Below are 26,029 nucleotides of genomic sequence, written 5' to 3'. Positions count from 1 at the left end.
ATGAACGAGCAACCCGAACAGCTTCGCAATTTCACCATCAACTTCGGGCCGCAGCATCCGGCCGCGCACGGCGTGCTGCGTCTGGTGCTGGAGCTCGACGGTGAAGTCGTCGCCCGTGTCGACCCGCATATCGGCCTGCTTCACCGCGGCACCGAAAAGCTGATCGAGCAGAAGACCTATCTCCAGGCGATCCCTTATTTCGACCGGCTCGACTACGTCGCGCCGATGAACCAGGAGCACGCCTTCTGCCTCGCCGCCGAAAAGCTGCTCGGCATCGAGGTGCCGCGCCGCGGCCAGCTGATCCGCGTGCTTTATTGCGAGATCGGCCGCATCCTGTCGCATCTGCTCAACGTCACCACGCAGGCGATGGACGTCGGCGCGCTGACCCCGCCGCTGTGGGGTTTTGAAGAGCGCGAAAAGCTGATGGTGTTCTACGAGCGCGCCTCCGGCAGCCGCATGCATGCGGCCTTCTTCCGCGTCGGCGGCGTGCATCAGGACCTGCCGCAGAAGCTGGTCGACGACATCGAGGCCTGGTGCGATCCGTTCCTGAAGGTGGTGGAGGACCTCGACCGCCTGCTCACCGCCAACCGCATCTTCAAGCAGCGCAACGTCGATATCGGCGTGGTGCCGCTGAAGGAAGCCTGGGAGTGGGGCTTCTCGGGCGTCATGGTGCGCGGCTCCGGCGCGGCCTGGGACCTGCGCAAGTCGCAGCCCTATGAATGCTACGCCGAGATGGATTTCGACATCCCGATCGGCAAGAACGGCGACTGCTACGATCGCTACCTGATCCGCATGGAAGAAATGCGCCAGTCGGTGCGCATCATGAAGCAGTGCATCCAGAAACTGAACGCGCCTGACGGCAAGGGCCCCGTCGTGGTCGAGGACAACAAGGTCGCGCCGCCCCGCCGCGGCGAGATGAAGCGCTCGATGGAAGCGCTGATCCACCACTTCAAGCTCTATACCGAGGGCGTCCGCGTGCCGGCCGGCGAGGTCTATGCCGCGGTCGAGGCGCCGAAGGGCGAGTTCGGCGTCTATCTCGTCTCCGACGGCACCAACAAGCCCTACAAGTGCAAGATCCGCGCGCCGGGTTTCGCCCACCTCCAGGCCATGGATCACATCTGCCGCGGGCATCTGCTCGCCGACGTCTCGGCGATCCTGGGTTCGCTCGACATCGTGTTCGGAGAGGTCGATCGGTGATGGCGCAGGCGCCAATCCAGTTTGACCGTGCCTCGGGGGCCCTTGAAGGGGCCAACCTGTGGGAGCGGACGGCTGCCTTGGCGCTGGTGACGGGATCGAAGATCTCGTCGCATTTTTCGCACATGGGCTACATCGCCTGCGCCAACCTGCTGCGGAAAACGCTGCCCGAGCGCAACATCGCGATCAAGCTCAACCCGGACGCGGTGTTCGAATTTCCCTACGGCGACGGCTATTGGAGCAAGCTGCTCAACCGCTCCTACAACTACGAGGACGAGCTGGAGCTCCTGTTCGCCGACTCCATCGACGTCGACTACACGCTGCTCGATTGCGGCGCCAATTACGGCTACTGGTCGGTGCTGGTCTCGAGCAAGCCGTTCGGCTCGCACAAGGCGATCGCGATCGAGCCGTCGGGGCAGAACCATCCGAAGCTCGCCAACAACGCGCGCATCAACGGCAACCGCTTCGAGACCATGAAATGTGCGATCGGCGCATCGCGTGGCACCGCGCGGCTGTCCGGGACCAAGCACGAGGCCTTCAGCATCGCCGGCGACGCGTCGGCGGGCGGCGAGGACGTGCCGGTCATCGCGCTCGATAACCTCATCGACGACGGCAAGGTCGCAAGCGCCGGCAAATATTTGATCAAGCTCGACGTCGAGGGCGTCGAGATCGAGGCGATCAAGGGCGGCGCCCGGCTGCTCGAGGCCGACAGCGTCGTCATGTGCGAGGAGCACGGCAGCGATCGCAGCCACGCGGTGTCGCGCTTCATCCTCGAACAGACCCCGCTGAAGCTGATCGTCTATGATCCCAGCACCAGGCGTATGGAAACGGTGACCGAGCTGTCGATCCTCGATCGCATCAAGGTCTCCACCCACGTCGGCTACAATGTTTTCGGCACCGCAAGCGCATTCTGGCAGGACAGGATCAATGCCCTGAATGCGAAAACCGCGCGCCGCATGCAGTGAGAGATTGAAGAGATGTCCGTCCGCCGATTAGCACCGAAGGAAGTCCAGCCCGCGAGCTTTGCGTTCACGGACGAGAACCTCGCGTTCGCCAAGCAGCAGATCGCGAAATATCCTGCCGGCCGCCAGGCCTCGGCCGTGATCGCGATCCTCTGGCGGGCGCAGGAGCAGCACGAGGGCTGGGTGTCGGAAGCCGCGATCCGCGTCATCGCCGACATGCTCGACATGCCCTATATCCGCGTGCTCGAGGTCGCGACCTTCTACACGATGTTCCAGCTCGCCCCCGTCGGCAAGAAGGCCCATGTCCAGGTCTGCGGCACCACGCCGTGCCGCCTGCGCGGCGCCGAGGAGCTGATCCACGTCTGCGAGCACCGCATCCACCACGATCCCTTCCATCTCTCCAAGGACGGCAATTTCAGCTGGGAAGAGGTGGAGTGCCTCGGTGCCTGCGTGAACGCGCCGATGGTGCTGATCGGCAAGGACACCTATGAGGACCTGACCAAGGAGAGCTTTGGCAAGGTGCTCGACGGCTTTGCCTCCGGCAATCCGCCCAAGCCCGGTCCCCAGAATGGCCGCCAGTTCTCGGCGCCGACGGGCGGACCGACCACGCTGAAGGAGACCACCTGATGCGTGATCTCTCGCAGCCGGCAGTGCAGGGGAACGGTGCCATGAAGAAGTGGGGCTTCATCGCGATGCATGCCGCCGTGGCGGCCACGTTCATCTTCCTGCTGCAGCGTTTCGGCCTGAACGCGTCGCTGGAATCCAGTCTGCTCTGGGCGCTGACTTTCGCCGTCTGCGCCGCCGGGCTTGCCTACAAGCAAGCCAACCGTTGATCGGAAAGCACTGATATGCTCGAGGACAAGGACCGCATCTTCAAGAACCTCTACGGCCTCCACGACTGGGGGCTCGAGGGCGCGCGGCGTCGCGGTGCCTGGGACGGCACCAAGGCCATCATCGACAAGGGCCGCGACTGGATCATCAACGAGATGAAGGCCTCCGGCCTGCGCGGCCGCGGCGGCGCCGGCTTCCCGACCGGCCTGAAATGGTCGTTCATGCCGAAGGAATCGACCGACGGCCGGCCGAGCTACCTCGTCGTCAACGCCGACGAGTCCGAGCCCGGCACCTGCAAGGATCGCGAGATCATGCGGCACGATCCGCATCTCCTGATCGAAGGCTGCCTGATCGCGAGCTGCGCGATGAATGCGCATGCCTGCTACATCTATGTCCGCGGCGAGTTCATCCGCGAGCGCGAGCACCTCCAGGCCGCGATCGACCAGGCCTATGAGGCCAAGCTGGTCGGCAAGGACAATATCAACGGCTGGCCGTTCGACATCTACGTCGCGCACGGCGCCGGCGCCTATATCTGCGGCGAGGAAACCGCGCTGCTCGAAAGCCTCGAGGGCAAGAAGGGCCAGCCGCGGCTGAAGCCGCCGTTCCCGGCCAATGTCGGCCTGTTCGGCTGCCCGACCACCGTCAACAACGTCGAGTCGATCGCGGTTGCCCCGGACATTCTCCGTCGTGGTGCAGCCTGGTTCGCCGGCATCGGCCGTCCGAACAATGTCGGCACAAAACTGTTCTGCATCTCCGGCCATGTCGAGCGGCCCTGCAACGTCGAAGAAGCCATGGGCATTCCGTTCCGTGAGCTGATCGAGAAGCATTGCGGCGGCATCCGCGGTGGCTGGGACAACCTCAAGGCCGTGATCCCCGGCGGCTCCTCGGTGCGCATGGTGCCGGCCGAGCAGATCATCGATACGCCGATGGATTTCGACTCGTTGAGCAAGCTGCGCTCGGGCCTCGGCACCGCGGCCGTGATCGTGATGGACAAGTCGACCGACCTGATCCGCGCCATCGCCCGCATCTCCTATTTCTACAAGCATGAGAGCTGCGGCCAGTGCACGCCGTGCCGCGAGGGCACGGGCTGGATGTGGCGCGTCTTGACCCGCATGGCCGACGGCCGCGCCCACAAGCGCGAGATCGACATGCTGCTGGAGGTCACGAAACAGGTCGAAGGCCACACCATCTGCGCGCTCGGCGACGCAGCCGCCTGGCCGATCCAGGGCCTGATCGCGCATTTCCGTCATGAGATCGAAGCGCGCATCGACCAGTATTCGCACAAGTCTGACATCGACGATATCGGCGTCCGCGATCCCGTGAACATGGTCGCGGCGGAGTAGGAAGAATGACCAAGCTCATCATCGACGGCAAAGAGATCGATGTCCCGCCGGAGTACACGCTGCTCCAGGCGTGCGAGGCGGCCGGCGCCGAGATTCCGCGCTTCTGCTATCATGAACGGCTGTCGATCGCCGGTAATTGCCGGATGTGCCTCGTCGAAGTGAAGGGCGGCCCGAAGCCGGTCGCGAGCTGCGCCTGGGGCGTGCGCGATTGCCGTCCGGGCCCCAAGGGCGAGCCGCCGGAAATCTCCACCCGTTCGCCGATGGTGAAGAAGGCGCGCGAAGGCGTGATGGAATTCCTGCTCATCAACCATCCGCTGGACTGCCCGATCTGCGATCAGGGCGGCGAGTGCGACCTCCAGGACCAGGCGATGGGCTATGGTGTCGACACCAGCCGCTTCGCCGAGAACAAGCGCGCGGTCGAGGACAAATATCTCGGCGCGCTGGTCAAGACCTCGATGAACCGCTGCATCCAGTGCACGCGCTGCGTCCGCTTCTCGGCGGAGGTCGCCGGCGCGCCTGAGATGGGCGCGACCGGCCGCGGCGAGGACATGGAGATCACGACCTATCTCCAGCACGCGCTGACGTCGGAATTGCAGGGCAACCTCGTCGACATCTGCCCGGTCGGCGCGCTGACCTCGAAGCCCTATGCCTTCGCCGCGCGTCCCTGGGAGCTCGGCAAGACCCAGTCGGTCGACGTGATGGACGGCATCGGCTCGGCGATCCGCGTCGACACCCGCGGCCGCGAGGTGATGCGCGTGCTGCCGCGCATCAACGAGGCCGTGAACGAGGAGTGGATCTCGGACAAGACCCGCCATGTCGTCGACGGCCTGCGGACCCAGCGCCTCGACCGGCCCTACATCCGTGAAGCCGGCAAGCTGCGGGCTGCGAGCTGGCCGGAGGCCTTCGCCGCGATCGCTGCGAAAGCGGCACGCACCGACGGCAAGCGGATCGGCGCGATCGCGGGCGATCTCGCCGGCGTCGAGGAGATGTTCGCGCTGAAGGACCTGCTCGCCAAATACGGCTCGAGCAATCTGGCAGTGCAGGGCGGCGACGCCTTCGATCCCGCGCTCGGCCGCGGCTCCTACATCTTCAATCCGACGCTGGTGGGCGTCGAGCAGGCCGATGCGCTGCTGATCATCGGCGCCAATCCGCGGAAAGAGGCGGCCGTGTTCAACGCCCGCATCCGCAAGCGCTGGCGCGCCGGCGGCTTCAAGGTCGGCGTGATCGGCGCCAAGGCCGATCTCACTTATGACTACGACCATCTCGGCGCGGGCACCGAGACGCTCAGCGAGCTCGCGGCCGGCAAGCACTCCTTCATGGACGTGCTGAAGAACGCCAAGCACCCGATCATCCTGGTCGGCGCGGGCGCGGCCTCGCGTCACGACGGCGCCGCCATTCTCGCCAGCGCCGCCAAGCTCGCGCTCGATGTCGGCGCGGTCAAGGACGGCTGGAACGGTTTTGCCGTGCTGCACGAGACCGCCTCGCGCGTCGGCGCGCTCGATATCGGCTTTGTCGCCGGTCAGGGAGGGCTGAACGCGGCCCAGATGACCACGTTCGGTACCCTGGACCTGCTGATCCTGCTCGGCGCCGACGAGATCAAGGCGCCGGACGGCACCTTCGTCGTCTATATCGGCACCCATGGCGACCGCGGCGCGCATCGCGCCGACGTGATCCTGCCGGCGGCCGCCTATACCGAGAAGTCCGCGATCTACGTCAACACCGAGGGCCGCGTGCAGATGACGGGACGTGCCGCATTCCCGCCGGGCGAGGCCCGCGAGGACTGGGCGATCGTCCGCGCGCTGTCGGAGGCACTCGGCAAGAAGCTCGGCTACGACTCGCTCGCAGCCCTGCGCCAGGCGATCTTCAAGGCGKTCCCGCATCTGATCCGTCTCGACCAGATCGAGGCCGGCTCCGCCGACCAGATCAAGAAGCTGGCGGGGAAGGGCGGCACGCCGGAGAAGGCGCCGTTCAAGCCGCTGGTCGAGGACTTCTATTTGACCAACCCAATCGCGCGTGCGTCTGCCGTGATGGCGGAGTGCTCGCGGCTTGCCTCCGGGCAGATGCTGACCGCAGCGGAGTGAGCTGATGGAATTCTTCGAAAGCGCATTCTGGACGGGGTTCCTCTGGCCGCTGATCATCATGGTCGCGGAGAGCGTCCTGGTGCTCGTCGTCCTGCTGGTCGCGATCGCCTACATCCTGCTCGCCGACCGCAAGATCTGGGCGGCGGTGCAGATCCGGCGCGGCCCGAACGTGGTCGGTCCCTGGGGCCTGCTGCAGTCCTTCGCCGACCTTTTGAAGTTCGTGTTGAAGGAGCCGATCATTCCGGCCGGCGCCAACAAGGGCGTCTTCCTGCTGGCGCCGCTGGTGTCCTGCGTGCTCGCGCTCGCGGCATGGGCGGTGATCCCGACCAATCTCGGCTGGGTGATCTCCGACATCAATGTCGGCGTCCTCTTCATCTTCGCGATCTCGTCGCTGTCGATCTACGGCATCATCATGGCCGGCTGGTCGTCGAACTCGAAATACCCGTTCCTGGCCGCGCTGCGCTCGGCGGCGCAGATGGTGTCCTACGAGGTCTCGATCGGCTTCGTCATCATCACCGTGCTGCTCTGCGCCGGCACGCTGAACCTGTCGGCGGTGGTCGAGGCCCAGCATGCGCGCGGCCTTGCCAGCCTGATCGGGCTGCCGCAGCTCACCGTCCTGAACTGGTATGTGTGGCCGCTGTTCCCGATGTTCGTCATCTTCTACGTCTCGGCGCTGGCGGAAACCAACCGTCCGCCGTTCGACCTTGTCGAAGCGGAGTCCGAGCTCGTCGCCGGCTTCATGGTCGAGTACGGCTCGACGCCGTATCTGCTGTTCATGCTCGGCGAGTATGTCGCCATCGTCACGATGTGCGCGCTGGCGACGATCCTGTTCCTCGGCGGCTGGCTGCCGCCGGTGGACCTACCGCCCTTCAACTGGGTGCCGGGGATCATCTGGTTCTCGCTCAAAGTCTTCTTCATGTTCTTCCTGTTCGCGATGGCGAAGGCGATCGTGCCCCGCTACCGCTACGACCAACTGATGCGGCTCGGCTGGAAGGTGTTCCTGCCGCTGTCGCTGGCGATGGTGGTCGTGGTGGCCGGTGTGCTGCACTTCGCCGGCATCGCGCCGAAGTGAGGGCCGTCATGGGTATCAACATCAACGCCACCGCACGCTCGCTTCTGCTGTCGGAATTCGTCTCGGCGTTCTTCCTCGCCATGCGTTATTTCTTCCAGCCCAAGCCGACGCTGAACTATCCGTTCGAGAAGGGCCCGATCTCGCCGCGCTTCCGCGGCGAGCATGCGCTGCGCCGCTATCCGAACGGCGAAGAGCGCTGCATCGCCTGCAAGCTGTGCGAAGCGGTCTGCCCGGCGCAGGCCATCACCATCGAGGCCGGCCCGCGCCGCAACGACGGCACCCGCCGCACCGTGCGCTACGACATCGACATGGTGAAGTGCATCTATTGCGGCCTCTGCCAGGAGGCCTGCCCGGTCGACGCCATCGTCGAAGGTCCGAACTTCGAGTTCGCGACCGAGACCCGCGAGGAACTGTTCTATGACAAGGCCAAGCTGCTCGCCAACGGCGACCGCTGGGAACGCGAGATCGCGAAGGCGATCGAGCTCGACGCGCCGTACCGGTGAGATGAGAGCATGATCCTTCCCGCGCTGTTCTTCTATCTGTTCGCCGGCGTCTGCGTCGCCTCGGCGGTGATGGTGATTGTCTCGCGCAATCCCGTGCACTCCGTGCTGTATCTGATCCTGGCCTTCGTCAACGCCTCCGGCCTGTTCGTGCTGATGGGCGCCGAGTTCCTGGCGATGATCCTGATCGTCGTCTATGTCGGCGCCGTCGCGGTGCTGTTCCTGTTCGTGATCATGATGCTCGACGTCGACTTCCTCGAGCTGCGCGAGGGCTTCATCGAGTACCTGCCGGTCGGTCTCGTGATCGGCGGCATCTTCATGTTCGAGCTGCTGCTCACCGTCGGCTTCTGGGTCATCAACCCCGGTGTCGCCAAGACCATCACGGCGGCGATCCCGACCAATGTCTCGAACACCGAGGCGCTCGGGCTCGTGCTCTATACAAAGTACATCCACTACTTCCAGCTCGCCGGCATGGTGCTGCTGGTCGCGATGATCGGCGCCATCGTGCTGACGCTGCGCCACAAGGCGAACGTGAAGCGGCAGGACATCAACGTTCAGAACGCGCGCACGCCGGAGATGGCGATGGCGATGCGCAAGGTGGCGCCGGGGCAGGGGCTCTCGGACGCCGACGCGGCGGAGTGGGTGAAATGACGATCGGGCTCGGACATTATCTGGCGGTCGGCGCGATCCTGTTCACGCTCGGCATCCTCGGCATCTTCCTGAACCGCAAGAACATCATCGTCATATTGATGTCGATCGAGCTGATCCTGCTCTCGGTCAACATCAACTTCGTGGCGTTCTCGACCTTCCTCGGCGACATCGTCGGCCAGGTCTTCGCGCTGCTGGTGCTGACGGTCGCGGCTGCCGAAGCTGCGATCGGTCTCGCCATCCTGGTGGTCTATTTCCGCAACCGCGGCTCGATCGCGGTTGAGGACGTCAATCTGATGAAGGGTTAACCCGGCTATGGTTCAGGCAATTGTCTTTCTGCCTCTGCTGGGCGCCATTCTTGCTGGCCTGATCTCGCTGTTCGGCGCGCATGCCCGCAACCCCTCAGGCGACACGGTCGAGCATCATGATGACGCGCACGGCCATGGCGACGCCCATGCGGCCGCCGCCCATGACGATCACGGCCACGACGATCATGGCCATGACGACCACCACGTCTCCGAGCCGGCAGCGGCGGGCTCGCGCGCGGCCGAGCTGATCACGACGGCATTGCTGTTCGTGTCGGCGGCGCTGTCCTGGATGACGCTGGTCGACGTCGGTTTCATGCACCACGACGCCCGGGTCCAGCTCTTGCCGTGGATCTTCTCCGGCGACCTCCAGGTCTACTGGGCGCTGCGGGTCGACACGCTCACCGCGGTGATGCTGGTGGTGGTGACGACCGTGTCCTCGCTCGTGCACCTCTATTCCATCGGCTACATGGACGAGGATCCGTACCGGCCGCGCTTCTTCGGCTATCTCTCGCTGTTCACCTTCGCCATGCTGATGCTGGTGACCGCGGACAACCTCGTGCAGCTGTTCTTCGGCTGGGAGGGCGTCGGTCTCGCCAGCTACCTGCTGATCGGGTTCTGGTATCAGAAGCCGTCGGCGAACGCGGCGGCGATCAAGGCCTTCGTGGTCAACCGCGTCGGCGATTTCGGCTTCGCGCTCGGCATCTTCGCGATCTTCGCCCTCGTCGGCTCGACCGATTTCGAGACGATCTTCCATGCCGCGCCGGACCTCACCGGCAAGACCATCGACTTCCTCGGCTGGCACGCCAATGCGTTGACCCTGACCTGCCTGCTGCTGTTCATGGGCGCGATGGGCAAGTCGGCGCAGTTCCTGCTGCACACCTGGTTGCCGGACGCGATGGAAGGCCCGACCCCGGTCTCGGCGCTGATCCATGCCGCGACCATGGTCACCGCCGGCGTGTTCATGGTGGCGCGCCTGTCGCCGCTGTTCGAGCTCGCACCGAACGCGCAGGCCGTCGTGATGTTCTTCGGCGCGACCACGGCGTTCTTCGCCGCGACCATCGGCCTCGTCCAGAACGACATCAAGCGCATCGTCGCCTATTCGACCTGTTCGCAGCTCGGCTACATGTTCGTGGCGATGGGAGCGGGGGCCTATTCGGTCGGCATGTTCCACCTGTTCACCCACGCCTTCTTCAAGGCGCTGCTGTTCTTGGGCTCCGGCTCGGTGATCTACGCGATGCACCACGAGCAGGACATCCGCAACATGGGCGGCCTCTGGCGCAAGATCCCCTACACCTATGCGGTGATGGTGGTCGGCACGCTGGCGTTGACCGGCTTCCCGCTCACCGCCGGCTATTTCTCCAAGGACGCGATCATCGAGTCAGCCTATGCGTCGCACAATCCGTTCGCGACCTACGGCTTCCTGATGACGGTCGTCGCCGCCGGCCTGACCTCGTTCTACTCCTGGCGCCTGATCTTCAAGACCTTCCACGGCGAGCCGCATGACGAGCAACACTACGAGGCGGCGCATGAGGCCCCGGTCTGGATGCTGATCCCGATCGGCGTGCTCGCGGTCGGCTCCATCGTCGCCGGTTTCCCGTTCAAGGAGCTGTTCGCCGGCCACGGCGTCGAGGAGTTCTTCCGCGACTCCGTGAAGATGAACCCGCACATCATCGAGGAGATGCACCACATCCCCGAGACCATCGCGCTCCTGCCGACGGTGATGATGGTGCTGGGCTTCCTCGTCTCGTACCTGTTCTACATCCGGCGGCCTTACCTGCCGGTCGAGCTCGCGCAGACCCAGCCGGGGCTGTACCAGTTCCTGCTCAACAAATGGTACTTCGACGAGCTCTACGACATCATCTTCGTCCGTCCGGCGAAGTGGATCGGCTATCAGCTCTGGAAGAAGGGCGACGGCTTCGTCATCKACGGCTTCGGTCCCGACGGCGTCTCGGCCCGCGTGCTGGACGTCACCCGCAACGTCGTCAAGATCCAGACCGGCTATCTCTATCACTACGCATTCGCCATGCTGATCGGCGCCGCCGGCCTGATCACCTGGTTCATGTTCGGCTTTGGAGGCCAGTAAATGACGACCTGGCCCATTCTATCCGTCACGACGTTCCTGCCGCTGGTCGGCGCGCTGATCGTCTATCTCAGCCGCGGCGATGACGAGGCCTCGCGGCGCAACTCGTGCTGGATCGCGCTGTGGACCACGCTGATCACCTTCGCGGTGTCGGTGCTCCTGGTCATGCGCTTCGATCCGTCCAACGCCGACTTCCAGTTCGTCGAGAAGGCGAACTGGCTCGCTACCGGCATCACCTACCACATGGGCGTGGACGGCATTTCGCTGCCGCTGGTGATCTTGACCACCGCCATCATGCCGTTCTGCATCATCGCGAGCTGGAAGTCGGTCACGAACCGCGTTCGCGAATACATGATGGCGTTCCTGATCCTGGAAACGCTGATGATCGGTACCTTTTCGGCGCTCGATCTCGTGCTGTTCTACCTGTTCTTCGAGGGCGGCCTGATCCCGATGTTCCTGATCATCGGCGTCTGGGGCGGCCCGCGCCGGGTCTACGCGTCCTTCAAGTTCTTCCTCTACACGCTGCTCGGCTCGGTCCTGATGCTGCTCGCCATCATGGCGCTGTACTGGAACGGCGGCACCACCGACATCCCGACCCTGATGCACACGGCCGTGCCGCGGTCGTTGCAGACCTGGGCGTGGCTGGCCTTCTTCGCCTCGTTCGCGGTGAAGATGCCGATGTGGCCGGTGCACACCTGGCTCCCCGACGCCCACGTCGAGGCGCCGACCGCGGGCTCGGTGGTCCTTGCCGCGATCCTCTTGAAGATGGGCGGCTACGGCTTCCTGCGCTTCTCGCTGCCGATGTTCCCGCTGGCCTCGCATGACTTCGCGCCGCTGATCTTCACGCTCTCGGCCATCGCCATCATCTACACCTCGCTGGTGGCCTTGATGCAGGAGGACATGAAGAAGCTGATCGCGTACTCGTCGGTCGCGCACATGGGCTTCGTCACCATGGGCATCTTCGCCGGCACCATGCAGGGCGTCGCCGGCGGCATGTTCCAGATGATCTCGCACGGCATCGTTTCCGGCGCGCTGTTCCTCTGCGTCGGCATCGTCTACGACCGCCTGCACACCCGCGAGATCGCGGCCTATGGCGGCCTCGTCAACCGGATGCCGCTCTATGCGCTGACCTTCATGGTCTTCACCATGGCCAATGTCGGCCTGCCCGGAACGAGCGGCTTCGTCGGCGAGTTCATGACGCTGCTCGGCACCTTCAAGGTCTCGATCCCGACCGCGTTCTTCGCCACCTTCGGCGTGATCCTGTCGGCCGGCTACGCGCTGTGGCTCTACCGCAAGGTCGTGTTCGGGGCGCTGGTCAAGCCGTCGCTGGCGAGCATGAAGGATCTCACCTTCCGGGAGTGCCTGACGCTGTTCCCGCTGATCGCCTTGACGATCCTGTTCGGCGTCTATCCGAAGCCGGTGCTCGACATGTCGGCCGCCTCGGTCCAGCAACTCGTCAACAACTACAACACCGCTGTGACGGCCGTGAAGGCCGCCGCACTGCTCCAGTGAGCGGGCAGGTCAGGATATCGCCATGAGCTTTGAGACTGCAGGTTATCAACTGGCGCCGGTGTTGCCCGAGCTCGTGCTCGCGGTCGGCGCCATGGCGCTCCTGATGCTGGGCGCCTATCGCGGGCAGGAGACGACCAAGACGGTCACCTCGCTCGCGGTCCTGCTCCTGGTCGTGGTCGGGGTGCTGGTCTACCTCCAGCCCGCGGGCAAGCAGGTGACCTTCGGCGGCAGCTTCATCGTCGACGATTTCGCGCGCTTCATGAAGATCCTGGCCCTGATCGGCTCGGCGGTGACGCTGGTGCTGTCGACCGAGTTCCTGTCCGATCCGTCGCGCCGTATCTTCGAATACGCGATCCTGGTGCTGCTCTCGACGCTCGGCATGATGGTGCTGATCTCGGCCGGCGATCTGATCTCGCTCTATCTCGGCCTCGAGCTGATGTCGCTCGCGCTCTACGTCGTGGCGTCCTCGAACCGCGACAACGCCAAGTCGACCGAAGCCGGTCTGAAGTATTTCGTGCTGGGCGCGCTGTCCTCCGGCATGCTGCTCTACGGCTCGTCGCTGGTCTACGGCTTCACCGGCACGGTCTCCTTCGCCGGCATCGCGGCGGCCGCGACGGCCGCCAATGTCGGCCTGGTGTTCGGCCTGGTGTTCCTGCTCGCCGGCCTCTGCTTCAAGGTCTCGGCGGTGCCGTTCCACATGTGGACGCCCGACGTCTACGAGGGCGCCCCGACGCCGGTCACCGCCTTCTTCGCCTCGGCCCCGAAGGTCGCCGCACTCGCCGTGTTCACCCGCGTCACGCTCACCGCATTCCCCGGTATCGTCTCGCAGTGGCAGCAGATCCTGGTGTTCGTGGCGATCGCCTCGATGGTGCTCGGCTCCTTCGCCGCGATCGGCCAGAGCAACATCAAGCGCCTGATGGCCTATTCCTCGATCGGCCATATGGGCTTTGCCCTGGTCGGCCTCGCCTCCGGCACGGTTGAGGGCGCGCAGGGCGTGCTGATGTACATCGTGATCTATGTCGCGATGACGCTCGGCTCGTTCTCGATCATCCTGGCCATGAAGCGCAACGGCCAGGCGGTCGAGCGGATCAGCGATTTCGCAGGGCTCTCGCGCACCAACCCGCTGCTCGCCTTCATGTTCGCGATGCTGCTGTTCTCGCTCGCCGGCATTCCGCCGCTCGCGGGCTTTTTCGCCAAATGGTACGTCTTCGTCGCCGCCATCAAGGCCAATCTGTTCACGCTCGCGGTGATCGGCGTGCTCTCCAGCGTGGTGGGCGCCTACTACTATCTCACCATCGTCAAGACGATGTATTTCGACGAGCCGGCCGGCCAGGTCGATCCGGTGCGCATCGAGGTGCGGACGGTGCTGGCGGTCGCAGGCCTTTTCAACATCCTCTTCGCGCTGTTCGCGGGCCCGGTGGTGAGCGTCGCCTCCGCCGCGGCAAAGTCACTGTTTTAGGATGGGGTTCGCGCTCGGTCCTCGCGCTCTATCGGCGGGCTACAAGCTCGCAGCCTTCGAACGGACCGGCTCGACCAATACCGAGGCGATCGAAAGCGCTCGCGCCGGCGAGCGCGGCCCGATCTGGTTCGTGACGTCGGAGCAGACGGCCGGCCGCGGCCGGCGCCAGCGCCCATGGATCGCGCCGCCCGGCAATCTGGCCGCCAGCGTCCTCGAAATCGTCGACGTCGCGCCTGCGGTTGCCGCCACGATCGGCTTTGCGGCCGGGCTGGCGGAGGAAGCCGCGCTTGAGAAGGTCAGCCTCGAGGCCGCGCTGCGGCTCGGTCCGAGCAGGCCCCGATACGCCCTGAAATGGCCGAATGACGTCCTCGCCAATGGCAGGAAGCTCGTCGGCATCGGGCTCGAGGCCGAAGCCGTCGGCGACCGTCTTGCCGTCGTCGTCGGCATCGGCACCAACGTCGTGGCTGCGCCTGAGGGCATGCCGACGCCCGCGGTGTCGCTCGCCGCGCTTGGCGTCCAGATCAGCGCGGAAGAGCTGTTTTCGGCGCTGTCTGACGCCTGGGTGGAATTCCGCGGCATCTGGGACAATGGTCGCGGCTTTGCCGAGATCCGCAAGTTGTGGCTGGCGCGTGCCGCCGGTCTTGGCGAGAGGGTCGCGATCAACACGGGAACGAAGACGCTCGAAGGCATTTTCGACACGATCGACGACACCGGTTGCCTGATCGTCCGCACCACTGACGGCCGACGCCTGCCGGTGGCGGCCGGCGAGGTGTTCTTTGGCTCGGCCGCCTCCGTGGGAGCTGCGTGATGGCGAAACCTGACGAATTGGTGTTTGCGCCGCTCGGCGGTGTCGGCGAGATCGGCATGAACCTGTCGATCTATGGCCTCGGCAACCGCCAGCAGCGGGCCTGGCTCGCGATCGATCTCGGCGTGTCCTTCGGCGACGAGGAGCATCTGCCGGGCATCGACCTGATCATGCCGGACATCAGCTTCCTGGAGAAGGAACGCAAGAACCTGATGGGGCTGGTGCTGACCCACGCCCATGAGGACCATTTTGGCGCCATCATCGACCTCTGGCCGAGGCTGAAATGCCCGATCTATGCGACGCAGTTCAGCGCCGCATTGTTCGAGGCCAAATGCGCCGCCGAGCGCAACGCGCCGAAGATCCCGGTGACGGTGGTGCCCTCGGGCGGACGCGTCGATATCGGCCCGTTCAACGTCGAGTTCATCCCGGTGGCGCATTCGATTCCGGAATCGCATGCGCTGGCGATCCACACCGAGGTCGGCACGGTGCTGCACACCGGCGACTGGAAGATCGACCCGACCCCGATCATCGGCCGCCCGACCGACGAAAAGCGGCTGCGCGAGTTGGGCGAGGAGGGCGTGCTCGCCCTGATCGGCGATTCCACCAATGCGGTCCGCGACGGCCGCTCGCCCTCGGAGGCCGAGGTCGCCAAGACCATCATCGAACTGGTCAAGGCCGCCAAGGGCCGCGTCGCGGTCACGACCTTTGCCTCCAACGTCGCACGCATCAAGGCCGTTGCCGATGCCGCGAAGGCCGCGGACCGCGAGGTGGTCGTGGTCGGCCGCGCCATGGAGCGGGTGACGCAGGTCGCGCGCGAGACCGGTTTCCTCGACGGCGTGCAGAATTTCCGCTCGCCGGAGGTCTACGGCCATCTCCCGCAGGACAAGGTGCTGGCGCTGTGCACCGGCAGCCAGGGCGAGGCCCGCGCGGCACTGGCGCGGATCGCCAATGACGATCATCCCGAGATCACGCTCAACCGCGGCGACAGCGTGATCTTCTCCTCGCGCACCATTCCCGGCAACGAGAAGGCCGTCGGCTCGATCATCAACAATCTGATCCTGCAGGGCGTCGAGGTCATCACCGACCGCACCCATCTGGTCCACGTCTCCGGCCATCCGCGCCGCGACGAGCTGCGCGACATGATCGCCTGGACCAGGCCGCAGCTCCTGATCCCCGTCCATGGCGAGGCGCTGCACCTGCACGAGCATGCCAAGCTCGCACGCGCGGCCGGCGTGCCGCGCGTCCTGGTGGTTCGCAACGGCGACCTGATCAAGCTCGGCCCGGGCGATCCCGGCATCATTGGCGAATTGCCCTCCGGCCGGCTCTACAAGGACGGCACCATCCTGGAGGATTCCAAGTCGCGCGCGGTGGTCGAGCGGCGCCGGATGGCGTTTTCCGGCTGCGCCTTCGTGGCCATCGCCATGACCGAGCAGGGCGAGCTGGCCGACGATCCCGAGGTCGATCTCGTCGGCATTCCCGACAAGAACAGGGAGGGGGAGCCCTTCGACGACCTCGTCTTCGACGCCGTGGTAACGACCGTCGAGGGCCTGCCAAAGGCGCGCCGGCGCGATCCGGACGCGCTGGCCGAGTCGGTGCGACGCGCCGTCCGGGCCGTGATCAACGAACATTGGGGCAAAAAGCCCCCCTGTCTGGTACATGTCCTGACAGTATAATTGAGGCATGGTCTTTTCGGAAAACCGCTTCGCGCTTTTCCGGATCATGCCCTGAGGGAGAAGAACGATGCTGGGCCGGCTGAACCATGTCGCGATCGCGACCAAGGATGCCGTCAAGGCTGCAAAAATCTACGGCGCGGCGTTTGGCGCCCAGATTTCCGAGGCCGTGGCGCTGCCCGAGCATGGCGTCACCACCGTGTTCGCGACGCTGCCCAACACCAAGATCGAGTTCATCGAGCCGCTCGGCGAGGGCTCGCCGATCGCAAAGTTCCTCGAGCGCAATGCCGATGGCGGCATCCATCATGTCTGCTACGAGGTGGTCGACATCATCGCCTCGCGCGACACGCTGGTGAAGGAGGGCGCGCGGGTGCTCGGTGACGGCGTGCCGAAGATCGGCGCCCACGGCAAGCCGGTGCTGTTCCTGCACCCGAAGGACTTTTCGGGCGCCCTGGTCGAAATCGAGCAGGCGTAAGGCCGGACCATGGCCATCCAGATATCGACCGCGATCGCGATCTACTTCGTCATCTGGTGGATCGCGCTGTTTCTGACGCTGCCGTTCGGCGTGCGCAGCCAGCACGAGGACGGCGTCGGCGCACCCGGCACCGACCCCGGCGCGCCGATCCTGACCCGGATGGGACCCAAGCTGATCTGGACCACGATCATCTCGGCGGTCATCTACGGGCTCGGCATGATCGCCTATCAGGCCGGCTACCTTTCGATCGAGCGCCTGTCGAAGCTGATGGGAATGCCGTTTTAGATTTTCATAGTTGCGTAGTTGTTTTGGGGGGACGGATGACTTTTCAAAGGATCGTCGTTGCGCTCTTGGTGCTGATCGTCGCCGGCCTCGGTGCCATCGGCTATTTTGAGTGGAAGATGGCCGTGCAGGTGCGGACGCTGAAGGCGTTCGTCGAGGGCTACGTCTTCAACGAGGCCGTGATGGCCTGCGAGCAGGCCAAGAGCTCGACGCCGTTCAAGTGGAACGGCGGCAAGAGCACCTCGGTGATCGGGCTGAACTCGGTCAAGCTGGACAAATACAACGTCAGCGCCAGCTACACGCTGGTAGCGGACAGCGTTTATTGTGATTACGATCCGATCAAAAGAAAGGCCGAGATCGGCTCGAGCTTCCTGGAGCGGGAGTAACGATCCGGCCATGCCAAGCATGGGATGGGATCGTCATGACCGAGGGGCGGGGGGACTACCGGATTCTGCATGAGGCGGCCTTGCGGGACTATCTCGCAGGCGTTCCGGACCTTAAGGCGCTGTACGGCGCGGAGCCGGCCGCCTGGTCGATCACCGAGGTCGGCGACGGCAATCTCAATCTGGTCTTCATCGTCAAGGGCGCAAGCGGCGGCGTCGCCGTGAAGCAGGCGCTGCCTTACGTCCGCCTCGTCGGCGAGAGCTGGCCGCTGCCACTGTCGCGGGCCCACTACGAATATCTGTCCCTGTCGAAGCAGGCCCAGCTCGCACCCGGCCTGGTACCGGCGGTGCTGCATCACAACGATGCGCTGGCGCTGACGGTGATGGAGCTGCTCGAGCCCCACATCATCATGCGCAAGGGGCTGGTCGCGGCAACGCAATATCCGCGCTTCGCGGGCGACATCACCACCTTCATGGCGCGGACGCTGTTCTTCACCTCCGACCTCGCGCTGTCCGCGGCCGAGAAGAAGGATGGCATCGCAGCCTTCGCCGGCAACCATGCGCTCTGCAAGATCACGGAAGACCTGATCTTCACCGATCCCTACCGCATCGCCGAGCAGAACCGCTGGACCGTGCCATACCTCGACGGGTTGGCCGCGAGCCTGCGCGAGGACATGGAGCTGCATGTCGCGATCTCCCGCCTGAAGCTGAAATTCATGGCAAGCCCGGAAGCGCTGCTCCACGGCGACCTCCACACCGGCTCTATCATGGTGACTGAGAGCCAGACGCGGGTGATCGACCCGGAATTCGCATTCTATGGCCCGATGGGGTTCGACGTCGGCGCCGTGCTGGCCAACCTCCTGATGGCCTATTTTGCCTCCGCCGGCCACGAGCGCTCGCCGGGCGAGCGGGCTGCGTTCGAGGGCTGGATGCTGGAGACGGTCGAGCAGGTCTGGACCGAGTTCGCCGGAAAATTCCTCGACCTCTGGCGCGCCAGTGCTTCGGGGGATGCCTATCCGGCCTCACTCTTCGCCGGCGAGAAGGGCGCCGCCCGCCTTGAGGCGGAGCGGCAGGCCTATATGCAGCGTCTCTTCACCGACACCGTCGGCTTCGCCGCCGCAAAAACCATCCGCCGCATCTTCGGTCTCGCCCACAACATCGATTTCGAGCTGATCGAGGATCCGAAGAAGCGGGCGACCAGCGAAGCCCGCGCGGTGCGGCTGGCGAGGGCGATGATGGTGGAGACGGGGGCGTTTCGGACGATCGCTGACGTCACCGGCGCCGCGCGAAAGCTGCGCGATTGGATGCCGGAGTTTGCGAACGGCTAGAGGCCGATGCGCTTCAATAAAGCCGCATCGGCAGCAGGACGCCGTCAGTGCCGGCCAGCAGACCCCAGGTCTCGTTGGCCGCGACCTCGAACTCCCGGATCTGGACCGTGCCGCCCTCGACCTTGAGGGTGACCTTGTACTTGCCGGGCGGCAGATCGATCTTTTGGCTGTCCGGTATGTCGGATGCGGCGGAGTCGGACTGTGCCAGTTTCTCGCCGGCGTGCGCCGCCAGCTTGATGGTCTGGTCGGCGACGGTGATGACCGCCCCCTCGTCCGACTTGTTGCCGAGCATCAGCCTTGCCTGGCTCGGCCTCGGCAGGAGGCCGCAATCCGCGATACCCGGCTTGCGCAGCGAAAGTTCGGCGATTGTCCTGTCGTTCTGACGGGAAAGCCGGAGCAGGACCGGTCCACGGGTCGTCGTGAAGGTGATCACGGCCCGGTCTGGTTCGACCACCGTCTCGATCCAGCCACGCTTGCCGAGCTCGGTGCGATAGAAGCCGAGCACCGCCGCGAGATCGCGCGGGGTCTCGGCGTAGACCGACGTGATGAACGGCGAATTCTTCGCCGTAGCGATGCTCCAACTCTCTGGCAGTGGCAGACCGGTGCCCTGGGAAACCCTGGCTTCGAAACCCGCACCTGCGCCCCGTGCGACCGCTCCGACGGGGATGCTGAGCAGTCGTTCGGCGAAATTATCCGGAGTGTCATGGCCCCGGACCGCCCACCACGTTTCGTCAAGATAGTCGTTCACGCCGGTGGTGCGACTCCAGCTGAACCGGATGCTGTCCGCCTCGCTGTACCGGCCGAGGCTGGCCGCGACCGGGCTTGCCAGCACAGCTGCGGCGGCGACCAGACCGCCGATAAGCAAAGCACCTAGCGTTCGGCTTTTCATGTCCGGATTCCCATCTCGACGAGATCACTGGGCTGAAGGCCCTTGTCCTGAGCTTGGTCGCATCGATCACGCCGGACGTTCACCGCTCGTAGATCGTTGTTTCCGCTTCCGATTCTCGACGGGTTGAGGGGCTCGCCGCGAACTACGGCTTCACCTGAGGGCTCGCCCCCCGGGGCGGGCGTCTCGAACGAAGTGTTGCAAGGAACTGCGGCATCCAAGGCGAAAAGAGGAGCTTGCACTCGACGTGCCGCGAGTGGTCAACTCCGTGACTGGAATATGCCTGCAGTGCCGGAGGGGACATGATGTTCAGGATTGTGGCGATCGTCGCTGGGTTGGGACTGGCGCTCGCCGGATCAGTGGAGGCTCAGACACCGCGCAAGGGCGGGACCATCCGCATGACGGCGCCTTATGGTTCCAGTTTCACAAGTTTGGACATTCACACCACTCAGCGCGCCCAGGACGAGATCTACGCCAAGGCCCTGCATCGGTCGCTCTACATTTGGGACTCCGCTGAGGGCAAGCCGGTTCCGGAACTTGCCAAGGAGGTCATCGTCTCGGGCGGCGGTCTCGTCTACACCTTCAAGCTGCGCGACGACGCCTATTTCCACCACGGCCGCAAGATGACGGCCGACGACGTCATCTGGTCCTACAACCGCATCATGGACGGCACCAAGGCCTATCCCGGCGCGCGCTTTGTCCGCGTGATCGAGGGCGCGGCCGCGGTCGAGAAGGGCCAGGCCAAGGACATCTCCGGCCTGAAGAAGATCGACGACTTCACCATCGAGATGAAGCTGACCGAGAAGGTCGATCCGGGCTTCTACTTCTTCAACGCGCTGACGTCGATCTATCCCGCCGACGAGGCCACCAAGGAGAGCTTCATTCAGAAGCCGATCGGTCTTGGTCCATTCAAATTCGTCGAGCACGTGCCGGGATCGCGCATCGTTCTGGAGCGGTGGGACCGGTTCTACAAGCCGGGCAAGCCCTACGCCGACAAGATCATCGTGTCGGTCATGGGCGAGGCCGCGGCACGCGATGTCGCCTTCCGCAACAAGGAGATCGACACCTCGGTGCTGGGACCTGCCCAGTATGTCGCCTATCAGGCCGATGCCGATCTCAAGGGCACCATCGTCGAAGTCGCCGAGGTCTTCACGCGGTACATGGGGATGAATCCGGCGTTCAAGCCGTTCGCCGACAAGCGCGTTCGGCAGGCGATCAACTATGCGATCGATACCGATCTGATCATCAACAAGCTGGTCAAGGGCAAGGCGTATCGTGCCACCAGCTGGCTGCCGCTGACGTCTCCCCTCTACGACAAGACCATGAAGCCCTATGCCTTCGATCCCGCCAAGGCGAAGCAGCTGCTCGCGGACGCCGGCTATCCCACCGGCTTCGAATTCGAATGGACCACCAGCCAGAACGAAAGCTGGGGCTTGCCGATCGTCACGGCCGTCATCCCGATGCTGGACAGGGTGGGCATCAAGGCGAAGGTCAAGCAGGTCGAGACCGCGGTGCTGGCGGAGGTGGTTCGCAGCGGCGACTACCAGGCCTTTGTCTATTCCCAGGCGACCGGGCCGGATCCCCAGGCCGCCCTCAAATGCTTCCACTCGTCGACGCCGCAATCAGCCTGCAACTACATGAACTTCAAGAATGCGGACTTCGACAAGCTAATGGACGAGGCCGGGCAGGCCGACGATGCCGCAAAGCGCGGCCAACTGCTGCAAAAGGCCAATGCGCTGCTCTATGAGGAAGCCCCGGTCTGGTTCTTCAACTACAACAAGGCGGTCATGGCGGTGCAGCCATGGCTCAAGGGGATCCAGTTGAACGCGACGGAGCTGACCCATCAGAACGTCGAAGACCTCTGGGTCGACGAGACCTCGCCCGCGAAGTGACACGCGCTCTCGCGCTCCCTCCATCGCGACGATCGGTGGGGGGAGAGAGGAAAAGCCTGGATGCTCTCGTTCCTGCTCCGCCGTCTCCTGCAAACCGTTCCGACCGTGCTTGCTGTCGTGCTGCTGGTCTTTGCGTTGTTCAGCGTCGTTCCGGGCAGCATCGTCTCGACCATGAGCGACGATGCCGATCCGCAGGTCGAGGCGCGCATGAAGAAGCAGCTCGGCCTCGACGAGCCCGTCTACATGCGTTTCGGGTCCTACATCGCCAAGCTCGCGACCGGTGATTTCGGGACGTCGTTCCGGACCCGCGAGCCGGTCACTGCCATGATCGCCAAACGGGCATGGCCGACGCTGCAACTGATATTCGCAGCCATGGCGTTTGCGATTGCGATCGGCGTCCCCCTCGGATTCGTCGCGGCGCTGCAGCCGGGCAGCATCATCGATACGGCCTCGATGGTCGTGGCGGTGTCGGGCCTTTCAATGGCCAAGTTCTGGCTCGGGCTGCTGTTGATGTACCTGTTCGCGTTGAAACTCGGCTGGCTGCCGAGTTTTGGCTATGGCGATGGCAGCCTCAAATATCTGATCCTGCCGGCCGTGACACTCGGCGTCTCGCCGATGGCGCTGCTGGCCCGGACGACGCGCGCCGCAGTCCTCGAGATCATGACCGCCGATTTTGTCCGCACGGCGCGCTCGAAGGGCATGAGCGAGACCCGGGTCGTGAAGTGGCACGTGACGCGCAATGCGCTCGTCCTGATTCTCACGACAACCGGCCTGCAATTCGGCGCGTTGATGGGACAGGCGGTCGTCGTCGAGAAATTGTTCTCCTGGCCGGGCATCGGCTCGCTGCTGGTCGACAGTGTCCTGCAGCGCGACATTCCCGCCGTCCAGGGCTCCATTCTTGTGGTGGTGATGTTCTTTCTTGCGATCAATTTGCTGATCGATCTGCTCTACGGCGTGATCGATCCCCGGATCAGATACGCATGAAGCTCCGTGCCAATCTCATCATCGGCGGGGGGTTGTTCGCGCTTGCGGTCCTTGTCGGCCTGCTCGCGCCCTGGCTGGCGCATACCGATCCCGTCCTGGACGCCAACCTGATGAATGCGGAAGAGCCACCGAGCTGGACCTGGTGGTTCGGGACCGACGGGCAGGGCCGCGACATCTATTCCCGCGTCGTGTACGGCGCGCGCGTCTCGCTGACGGTCGGCATCGTCTCGCAGCTCATCAACAGCGTCATCGGCGTGGCCCTGGGCCTGAGCGCCGGCTATTGGGGCGGCTGGTGGGACGATGTCGTCAACGGGCTGACCAATCTCATGCTCGCGATCCCCTCGCTGATCTTCGCCTTGGCCATCATGGCGGTGCTTGGACCCGGGCTGACGAGCCTGCTCATCGCACTCGGGCTGACCAACTGGTCGTTCACGTGCCGGATCGCACGGGCGTCGGCGCTGTCGCTCAAGAGCCAGGGCTATGTGCAGGCCGCAACCGTACTCGGCTACGGAGATTTGCGCATCATGATCACGCAGCTGCTGCCGAACATGCTCGGACCCATCATCGTCATCGGCACGCTGGGCATGGGCAGCGCGGTCCTGTCGGAAGCTGCATTGTCGTTCCTCGGCCTCGGCGTCCGCCCGCCTTTTCCAAGCTGGGGCAGCATGCTGTCCGAGGCCCGCGACCAGATCACGACGGCGCCGTGGCTCTCGGTCTTTCCCGGCCTCGCCATTTTSCTGACGGTGCTCGGCCTCAATTTGCTCGGCGACGGCCTGCGCGACATTCTCGATCCGCAATCGCGGAGCCGGCGCACATGACGGGCTCGCCGCTGATCGAAGTCGAGGATTTGCGCATCGATCTCGACGACGGCGCGAGGCGGGTCGCGGCGGCGGAGGGCATTTCGTTCCGGATCGATCGTGGCGAGACATTCGGGCTCGTCGGCGAATCCGGCTGCGGCAAGAGCATCACCGCACTCGCTTTGATCGGCCTGTTGCGGCAGCCGCTCTCGATCGGCGGCGGCGTCATCCGGTTTGAGGGGCAGGAGATCCAGCACCTTTCCGCGGCCAGGCAGCGGGAGTTGCGCGGCAACCGCATCGCCATGATCTTCCAGGAGCCGATGACGGCGCTGAACCCGGTCTCGCCGGTGGGCCGGCAGATCGCCGAGATGTTCGTGCTGCACAAGGGCAAGAGCTGGCGGGACGCAGACCGGCTGGCGGTCGAGGCGCTGGCGAGCGTCCGCGTCCCCGCACCCGAGCGCCGGGTGAAGGATTACCCGCACCAGCTGTCGGGCGGCATGCGTCAACGCGTGATGATCGCCATCGCGCTGGCATGCGGTCCGGATCTTCTGATCGCCGACGAGCCGACGACCGCGCTCGACGTGACCGTGCAGGCCGAAATCATCGAGCTGATGCGCAATCTATGCGCCGAGCGAGGAACGGCCATTTTGATGATCAGCCACGATCTCGGCCTGGTCGCCAATGTCTGTCGTCGCGTCGCCGTCATGTATGCCGGCCGTATTGTGGAGGAGCGCGGTTCGGCGGATATCTTCCGGGCGCCCTCGCATCCCTATACGCAAGGGCTGGTCGACTCGCTGCCGCGGCTGGGCAGCCGCGCCGCGCTCGGCCGTACCCGGCTCAAGGAGATCGCGGGTGTCGTCCCGGCCATCACGAGCTTCCCGGATGGCTGCAGGTTCAATCCGCGTTGCGCGCAGGCGACCGATATCTGCCGGGCAGTCGCGCCGGAGACGACATGGCTGGACGCGGGCGGTCTGGTGAGGTGTCACCACCATGCATGAACCGCAGGGGAGGCCGGACGACGTCATTCTCAGTGTCGAGGATCTCGCGGTGCATTTTCCGCTAGGCGGCGGCTTGCTGGGCCGCGAGCGGCGGCTGCTCCGTGCCGTCGATGGTGTCGACCTCACGCTGAAGCGCGGCGAATGTCTCGGCCTCGTCGGCGAGTCCGGCTCCGGCAAATCGACGGTCGCATTGTCGATTCTTGGCCTCTTGACGCCGACGCGCGGCCGCATCGTGCTGGACGGGCAGGTGGTGACCAACAGGCAATCCGGCGACCGAAAGTCGCTGGCCCGCACCGTGCAGATCGTCTTTCAGGATCCCTACGCCTCGCTTAATCCCCGCCAGACCGTCCGCCGCACGCTGGAAGATCCCCTGCGTGTGCATGGCGTGACGGCAAAGAGCGAGATCGAGGACCGCGTGGTGGTCATGCTGCGGCATGTGGGTCTGCGGCCCGAACAGGCCGACCGCTATCCGCATGAATTCTCCGGCGGCCAGCGCCAGCGTATCGGCATTGCGCGTGCCCTGATCCTCAATCCAAAGATCGTCATCTGCGACGAACCGGTGTCGGCGCTCGATGTCTCGATTCGCGCCCAGATCATCAATTTGCTGCTGGAATTGAAGGAGACGCTCGGCCTCTCCTACATCATGATCAGCCACGACCTCGGCGTCGTCGAACACATGAGCGACCGGGTCGCCGTGATGTATCTCGGCCGCATCGTGGAGAATGGCGACTGGCGCGAGATCTTCGAACGTCCGGCGCACCCCTATACGCAAGCCCTCATCGCCGCGATCCCCGATCCGCTGCGCCATGCACCGCTCGCCACGACAGGGGGCGACCTTCCCAATCCGCTCGATCCGCCGGATGGATGTGCGTTCAGCCCGCGCTGCCGCTATGCTGAAGCCGTGTGCCGCCAGGAGCCTGGGCCGGCGCTCGAAACGCGGGCCGACGGGCACGCGGTGCGATGCTGGCGGGCTGACGAGATTCGTCACGCGTAGTCATCGAACTCGCTCAATGCACCGTGGCGAAGTGGCGCGCCATTAATCCCCGGCGCGTCGGCTTCGATGACCCCGCCTCCTCGCAAAGCAATTTTGCCATTACTTTATTCGCTACGTTTTGCTACTGGCCCGGTTGAGCGGGTGGACTGGGCCAATCGGACCGCAGGTTGTTTGGGTTATTCCGATCGAATAGATCCTGCCTTAGGAGACCGCTCGGCCGAGGCCCAATCGAAGGCGGGAGTCTTCCGGCTTCGTAGGCTGGCGAGACGATGCCGCTCGGCCGGACGACGCAATGGGCAGGATAGCTTACATACTGACAGTAAACTACAGCACTTGCCCGTTGAGGACTGGCAGCGAAGAGTCCAACCACTAGAGATATTGGCAACGCGATTGATCGCTTCATCGTTCTGCTCCCATACCGCCGCACTCTCATAATTAGTCTACAACTCTCTTAGCTAGATCCAATACGAACGGTAGTCCGAGTCCCATCGATCACCCACAGGCTTGCGATGCTATAGAAGCGCGGCGGCCTAACAAAGTTTTGG

25 protein-coding genes are annotated in these 26,029 nt (G+C 64.6%); 24 read left to right on the top strand and 1 reads right to left on the bottom strand.

All coding sequences use genetic code 11. The annotated features are described in order from the left end of the window. From ACXJMY_RS15170 to mtnK, 19 genes are all read left to right on the top strand, one after another. A complete protein-coding gene (locus ACXJMY_RS15170; protein ID WP_456620149.1) occupies positions 1–1,197 on the top strand; it encodes an NADH-quinone oxidoreductase subunit D in 1,197 nt (398 codons plus the stop codon). Continuing rightward, on the top strand, positions 1,197–2,159 hold the full coding sequence (locus ACXJMY_RS15165) for an FkbM family methyltransferase (RefSeq protein WP_456620148.1): 963 nt from the start codon (positions 1,197–1,199) through the stop codon (positions 2,157–2,159). Before ACXJMY_RS15170 ends, ACXJMY_RS15165 begins: the two co-directional genes overlap by 1 nt. Before the next feature lie 12 nt (positions 2,160–2,171). Then, positions 2,172–2,783 (top strand): NADH-quinone oxidoreductase subunit NuoE, encoded by a 612-nt coding sequence (gene nuoE, locus ACXJMY_RS15160; RefSeq protein WP_456620147.1) that lies wholly within the window; start codon positions 2,172–2,174, stop codon positions 2,781–2,783. Next, entirely contained in the window at positions 2,783–2,989 is a 207-nt protein-coding gene (locus tag ACXJMY_RS15155) for a hypothetical protein (protein ID WP_456620146.1), read from the top strand. The genes nuoE and ACXJMY_RS15155 overlap by 1 nt, the downstream gene beginning before the upstream one ends. A 15-nt stretch (positions 2,990–3,004) precedes the next feature. Next, positions 3,005–4,330, top strand: a complete 1,326-nt coding sequence (nuoF, locus tag ACXJMY_RS15150; protein ID WP_456620145.1) for an NADH-quinone oxidoreductase subunit NuoF — start codon at positions 3,005–3,007, stop codon at positions 4,328–4,330. Positions 4,331–4,335: 5 nt separating this feature from the next. Next, the gene (gene nuoG / locus ACXJMY_RS15145; protein WP_456620144.1) at positions 4,336–6,411 is read left to right on the top strand and encodes an NADH-quinone oxidoreductase subunit NuoG; all 2,076 of its coding nucleotides are present in this window, start codon (positions 4,336–4,338) and stop codon (positions 6,409–6,411) included. A 4-nt stretch (positions 6,412–6,415) separates the two neighbouring features. Then, positions 6,416–7,483 carry an NADH-quinone oxidoreductase subunit NuoH gene (gene nuoH, locus ACXJMY_RS15140; RefSeq protein WP_456620143.1) on the top strand — a complete coding sequence of 356 codons (1,068 nt, stop codon included), beginning with the start codon at positions 6,416–6,418 and terminating at the stop codon, positions 7,481–7,483. A 14-nt stretch (positions 7,484–7,497) separates the two neighbouring features. Beyond that, positions 7,498–7,986: an NADH-quinone oxidoreductase subunit NuoI gene (gene nuoI / locus ACXJMY_RS15135; RefSeq protein WP_026232873.1), complete on the top strand. Its 489-nt coding sequence runs from the start codon at positions 7,498–7,500 to the stop codon at positions 7,984–7,986. 9 nt (positions 7,987–7,995) lie between these two features. Then, positions 7,996–8,634, top strand: coding sequence for an NADH-quinone oxidoreductase subunit J (locus tag ACXJMY_RS15130; protein WP_456620142.1), 639 nt, complete (start codon positions 7,996–7,998; stop codon positions 8,632–8,634). Next, positions 8,631–8,939: an NADH-quinone oxidoreductase subunit NuoK gene (nuoK, locus tag ACXJMY_RS15125; RefSeq protein ID WP_027523804.1), complete on the top strand. Its 309-nt coding sequence runs from the start codon at positions 8,631–8,633 to the stop codon at positions 8,937–8,939. The genes ACXJMY_RS15130 and nuoK overlap by 4 nt, the downstream gene beginning before the upstream one ends. 7 nt (positions 8,940–8,946) lie before the next feature. Continuing rightward, entirely contained in the window at positions 8,947–11,022 is a 2,076-nt protein-coding gene (nuoL, locus tag ACXJMY_RS15120) for an NADH-quinone oxidoreductase subunit L (RefSeq protein WP_456620141.1), read from the top strand. Beyond that, on the top strand, positions 11,023–12,531 hold the full coding sequence (locus ACXJMY_RS15115) for an NADH-quinone oxidoreductase subunit M (protein ID WP_456620140.1): 1,509 nt from the start codon (positions 11,023–11,025) through the stop codon (positions 12,529–12,531). 22 nt (positions 12,532–12,553) lie between these two features. Further along, complete coding sequence (nuoN, locus tag ACXJMY_RS15110; RefSeq protein WP_456620139.1) at positions 12,554–13,990, top strand: NADH-quinone oxidoreductase subunit NuoN; 1,437 nt, start codon at positions 12,554–12,556, stop codon at positions 13,988–13,990. Between the two features lies 1 nt (position 13,991). Next, positions 13,992–14,798: a biotin--[acetyl-CoA-carboxylase] ligase gene (locus ACXJMY_RS15105; protein WP_456620138.1), complete on the top strand. Its 807-nt coding sequence runs from the start codon at positions 13,992–13,994 to the stop codon at positions 14,796–14,798. Continuing rightward, positions 14,798–16,468, top strand: coding sequence for a ribonuclease J (locus ACXJMY_RS15100; RefSeq protein WP_456620137.1), 1,671 nt, complete (start codon positions 14,798–14,800; stop codon positions 16,466–16,468). The genes ACXJMY_RS15105 and ACXJMY_RS15100 overlap by 1 nt, the downstream gene beginning before the upstream one ends. A 67-nt stretch (positions 16,469–16,535) precedes the next feature. Beyond that, positions 16,536–16,940: a methylmalonyl-CoA epimerase gene (gene mce / locus ACXJMY_RS15095; protein ID WP_456620136.1), complete on the top strand. Its 405-nt coding sequence runs from the start codon at positions 16,536–16,538 to the stop codon at positions 16,938–16,940. A gap of 9 nt (positions 16,941–16,949) precedes the next feature. Further along, positions 16,950–17,225, top strand: coding sequence for a DUF1467 family protein (locus ACXJMY_RS15090; protein WP_456620135.1), 276 nt, complete (start codon positions 16,950–16,952; stop codon positions 17,223–17,225). 35 nt (positions 17,226–17,260) lie between these two features. Then, on the top strand, positions 17,261–17,608 hold the full coding sequence (locus tag ACXJMY_RS15085) for a hypothetical protein (RefSeq protein WP_456620134.1): 348 nt from the start codon (positions 17,261–17,263) through the stop codon (positions 17,606–17,608). Between the two features lie 35 nt (positions 17,609–17,643). Further along, a complete protein-coding gene (gene mtnK / locus ACXJMY_RS15080) occupies positions 17,644–18,933 on the top strand; it encodes an S-methyl-5-thioribose kinase (RefSeq protein ID WP_456620133.1) in 1,290 nt (429 codons plus the stop codon). Between the two features lie 13 nt (positions 18,934–18,946). On the opposite strand, the gene ACXJMY_RS15075 is transcribed toward mtnK, so the two are convergent. Beyond that, positions 18,947–19,822: a hypothetical protein gene (locus ACXJMY_RS15075; RefSeq protein WP_456620132.1), complete on the bottom strand. Its 876-nt coding sequence runs from the start codon at positions 19,820–19,822 to the stop codon at positions 18,947–18,949. A gap of 299 nt (positions 19,823–20,121) precedes the next feature. Between ACXJMY_RS15075 and ACXJMY_RS15070 the strand changes: the two genes are divergently transcribed. Genes ACXJMY_RS15070 through ACXJMY_RS15050 form a run of 5 tightly spaced genes read left to right on the top strand, consistent with a single transcriptional unit; the run spans position 20,122 to position 25,484 of the window. Continuing rightward, positions 20,122–21,711 (top strand): ABC transporter substrate-binding protein, encoded by a 1,590-nt coding sequence (locus ACXJMY_RS15070; protein ID WP_456620131.1) that lies wholly within the window; start codon positions 20,122–20,124, stop codon positions 21,709–21,711. A gap of 60 nt (positions 21,712–21,771) precedes the next feature. Next, positions 21,772–22,695 (top strand): ABC transporter permease, encoded by a 924-nt coding sequence (locus ACXJMY_RS15065; protein WP_456620130.1) that lies wholly within the window; start codon positions 21,772–21,774, stop codon positions 22,693–22,695. Then, positions 22,692–23,513 (top strand): ABC transporter permease, encoded by an 822-nt coding sequence (locus ACXJMY_RS15060; RefSeq protein WP_456620129.1) that lies wholly within the window; start codon positions 22,692–22,694, stop codon positions 23,511–23,513. Before ACXJMY_RS15065 ends, ACXJMY_RS15060 begins: the two co-directional genes overlap by 4 nt. Continuing rightward, the gene (locus ACXJMY_RS15055) at positions 23,510–24,490 is read left to right on the top strand and encodes an ABC transporter ATP-binding protein (protein WP_456620128.1); all 981 of its coding nucleotides are present in this window, start codon (positions 23,510–23,512) and stop codon (positions 24,488–24,490) included. The genes ACXJMY_RS15060 and ACXJMY_RS15055 overlap by 4 nt, the downstream gene beginning before the upstream one ends. Continuing rightward, the gene (locus tag ACXJMY_RS15050) at positions 24,483–25,484 is read left to right on the top strand and encodes an ABC transporter ATP-binding protein (protein WP_456620127.1); all 1,002 of its coding nucleotides are present in this window, start codon (positions 24,483–24,485) and stop codon (positions 25,482–25,484) included. Before ACXJMY_RS15055 ends, ACXJMY_RS15050 begins: the two co-directional genes overlap by 8 nt. Positions 25,485–26,029: the final 545 nt, after the last annotated feature.

It is taken from the genome of Bradyrhizobium sp. P5_C12 (assembly GCF_054049735.1).
This window is presented reverse-complemented; position numbering and strand designations above follow the sequence as displayed.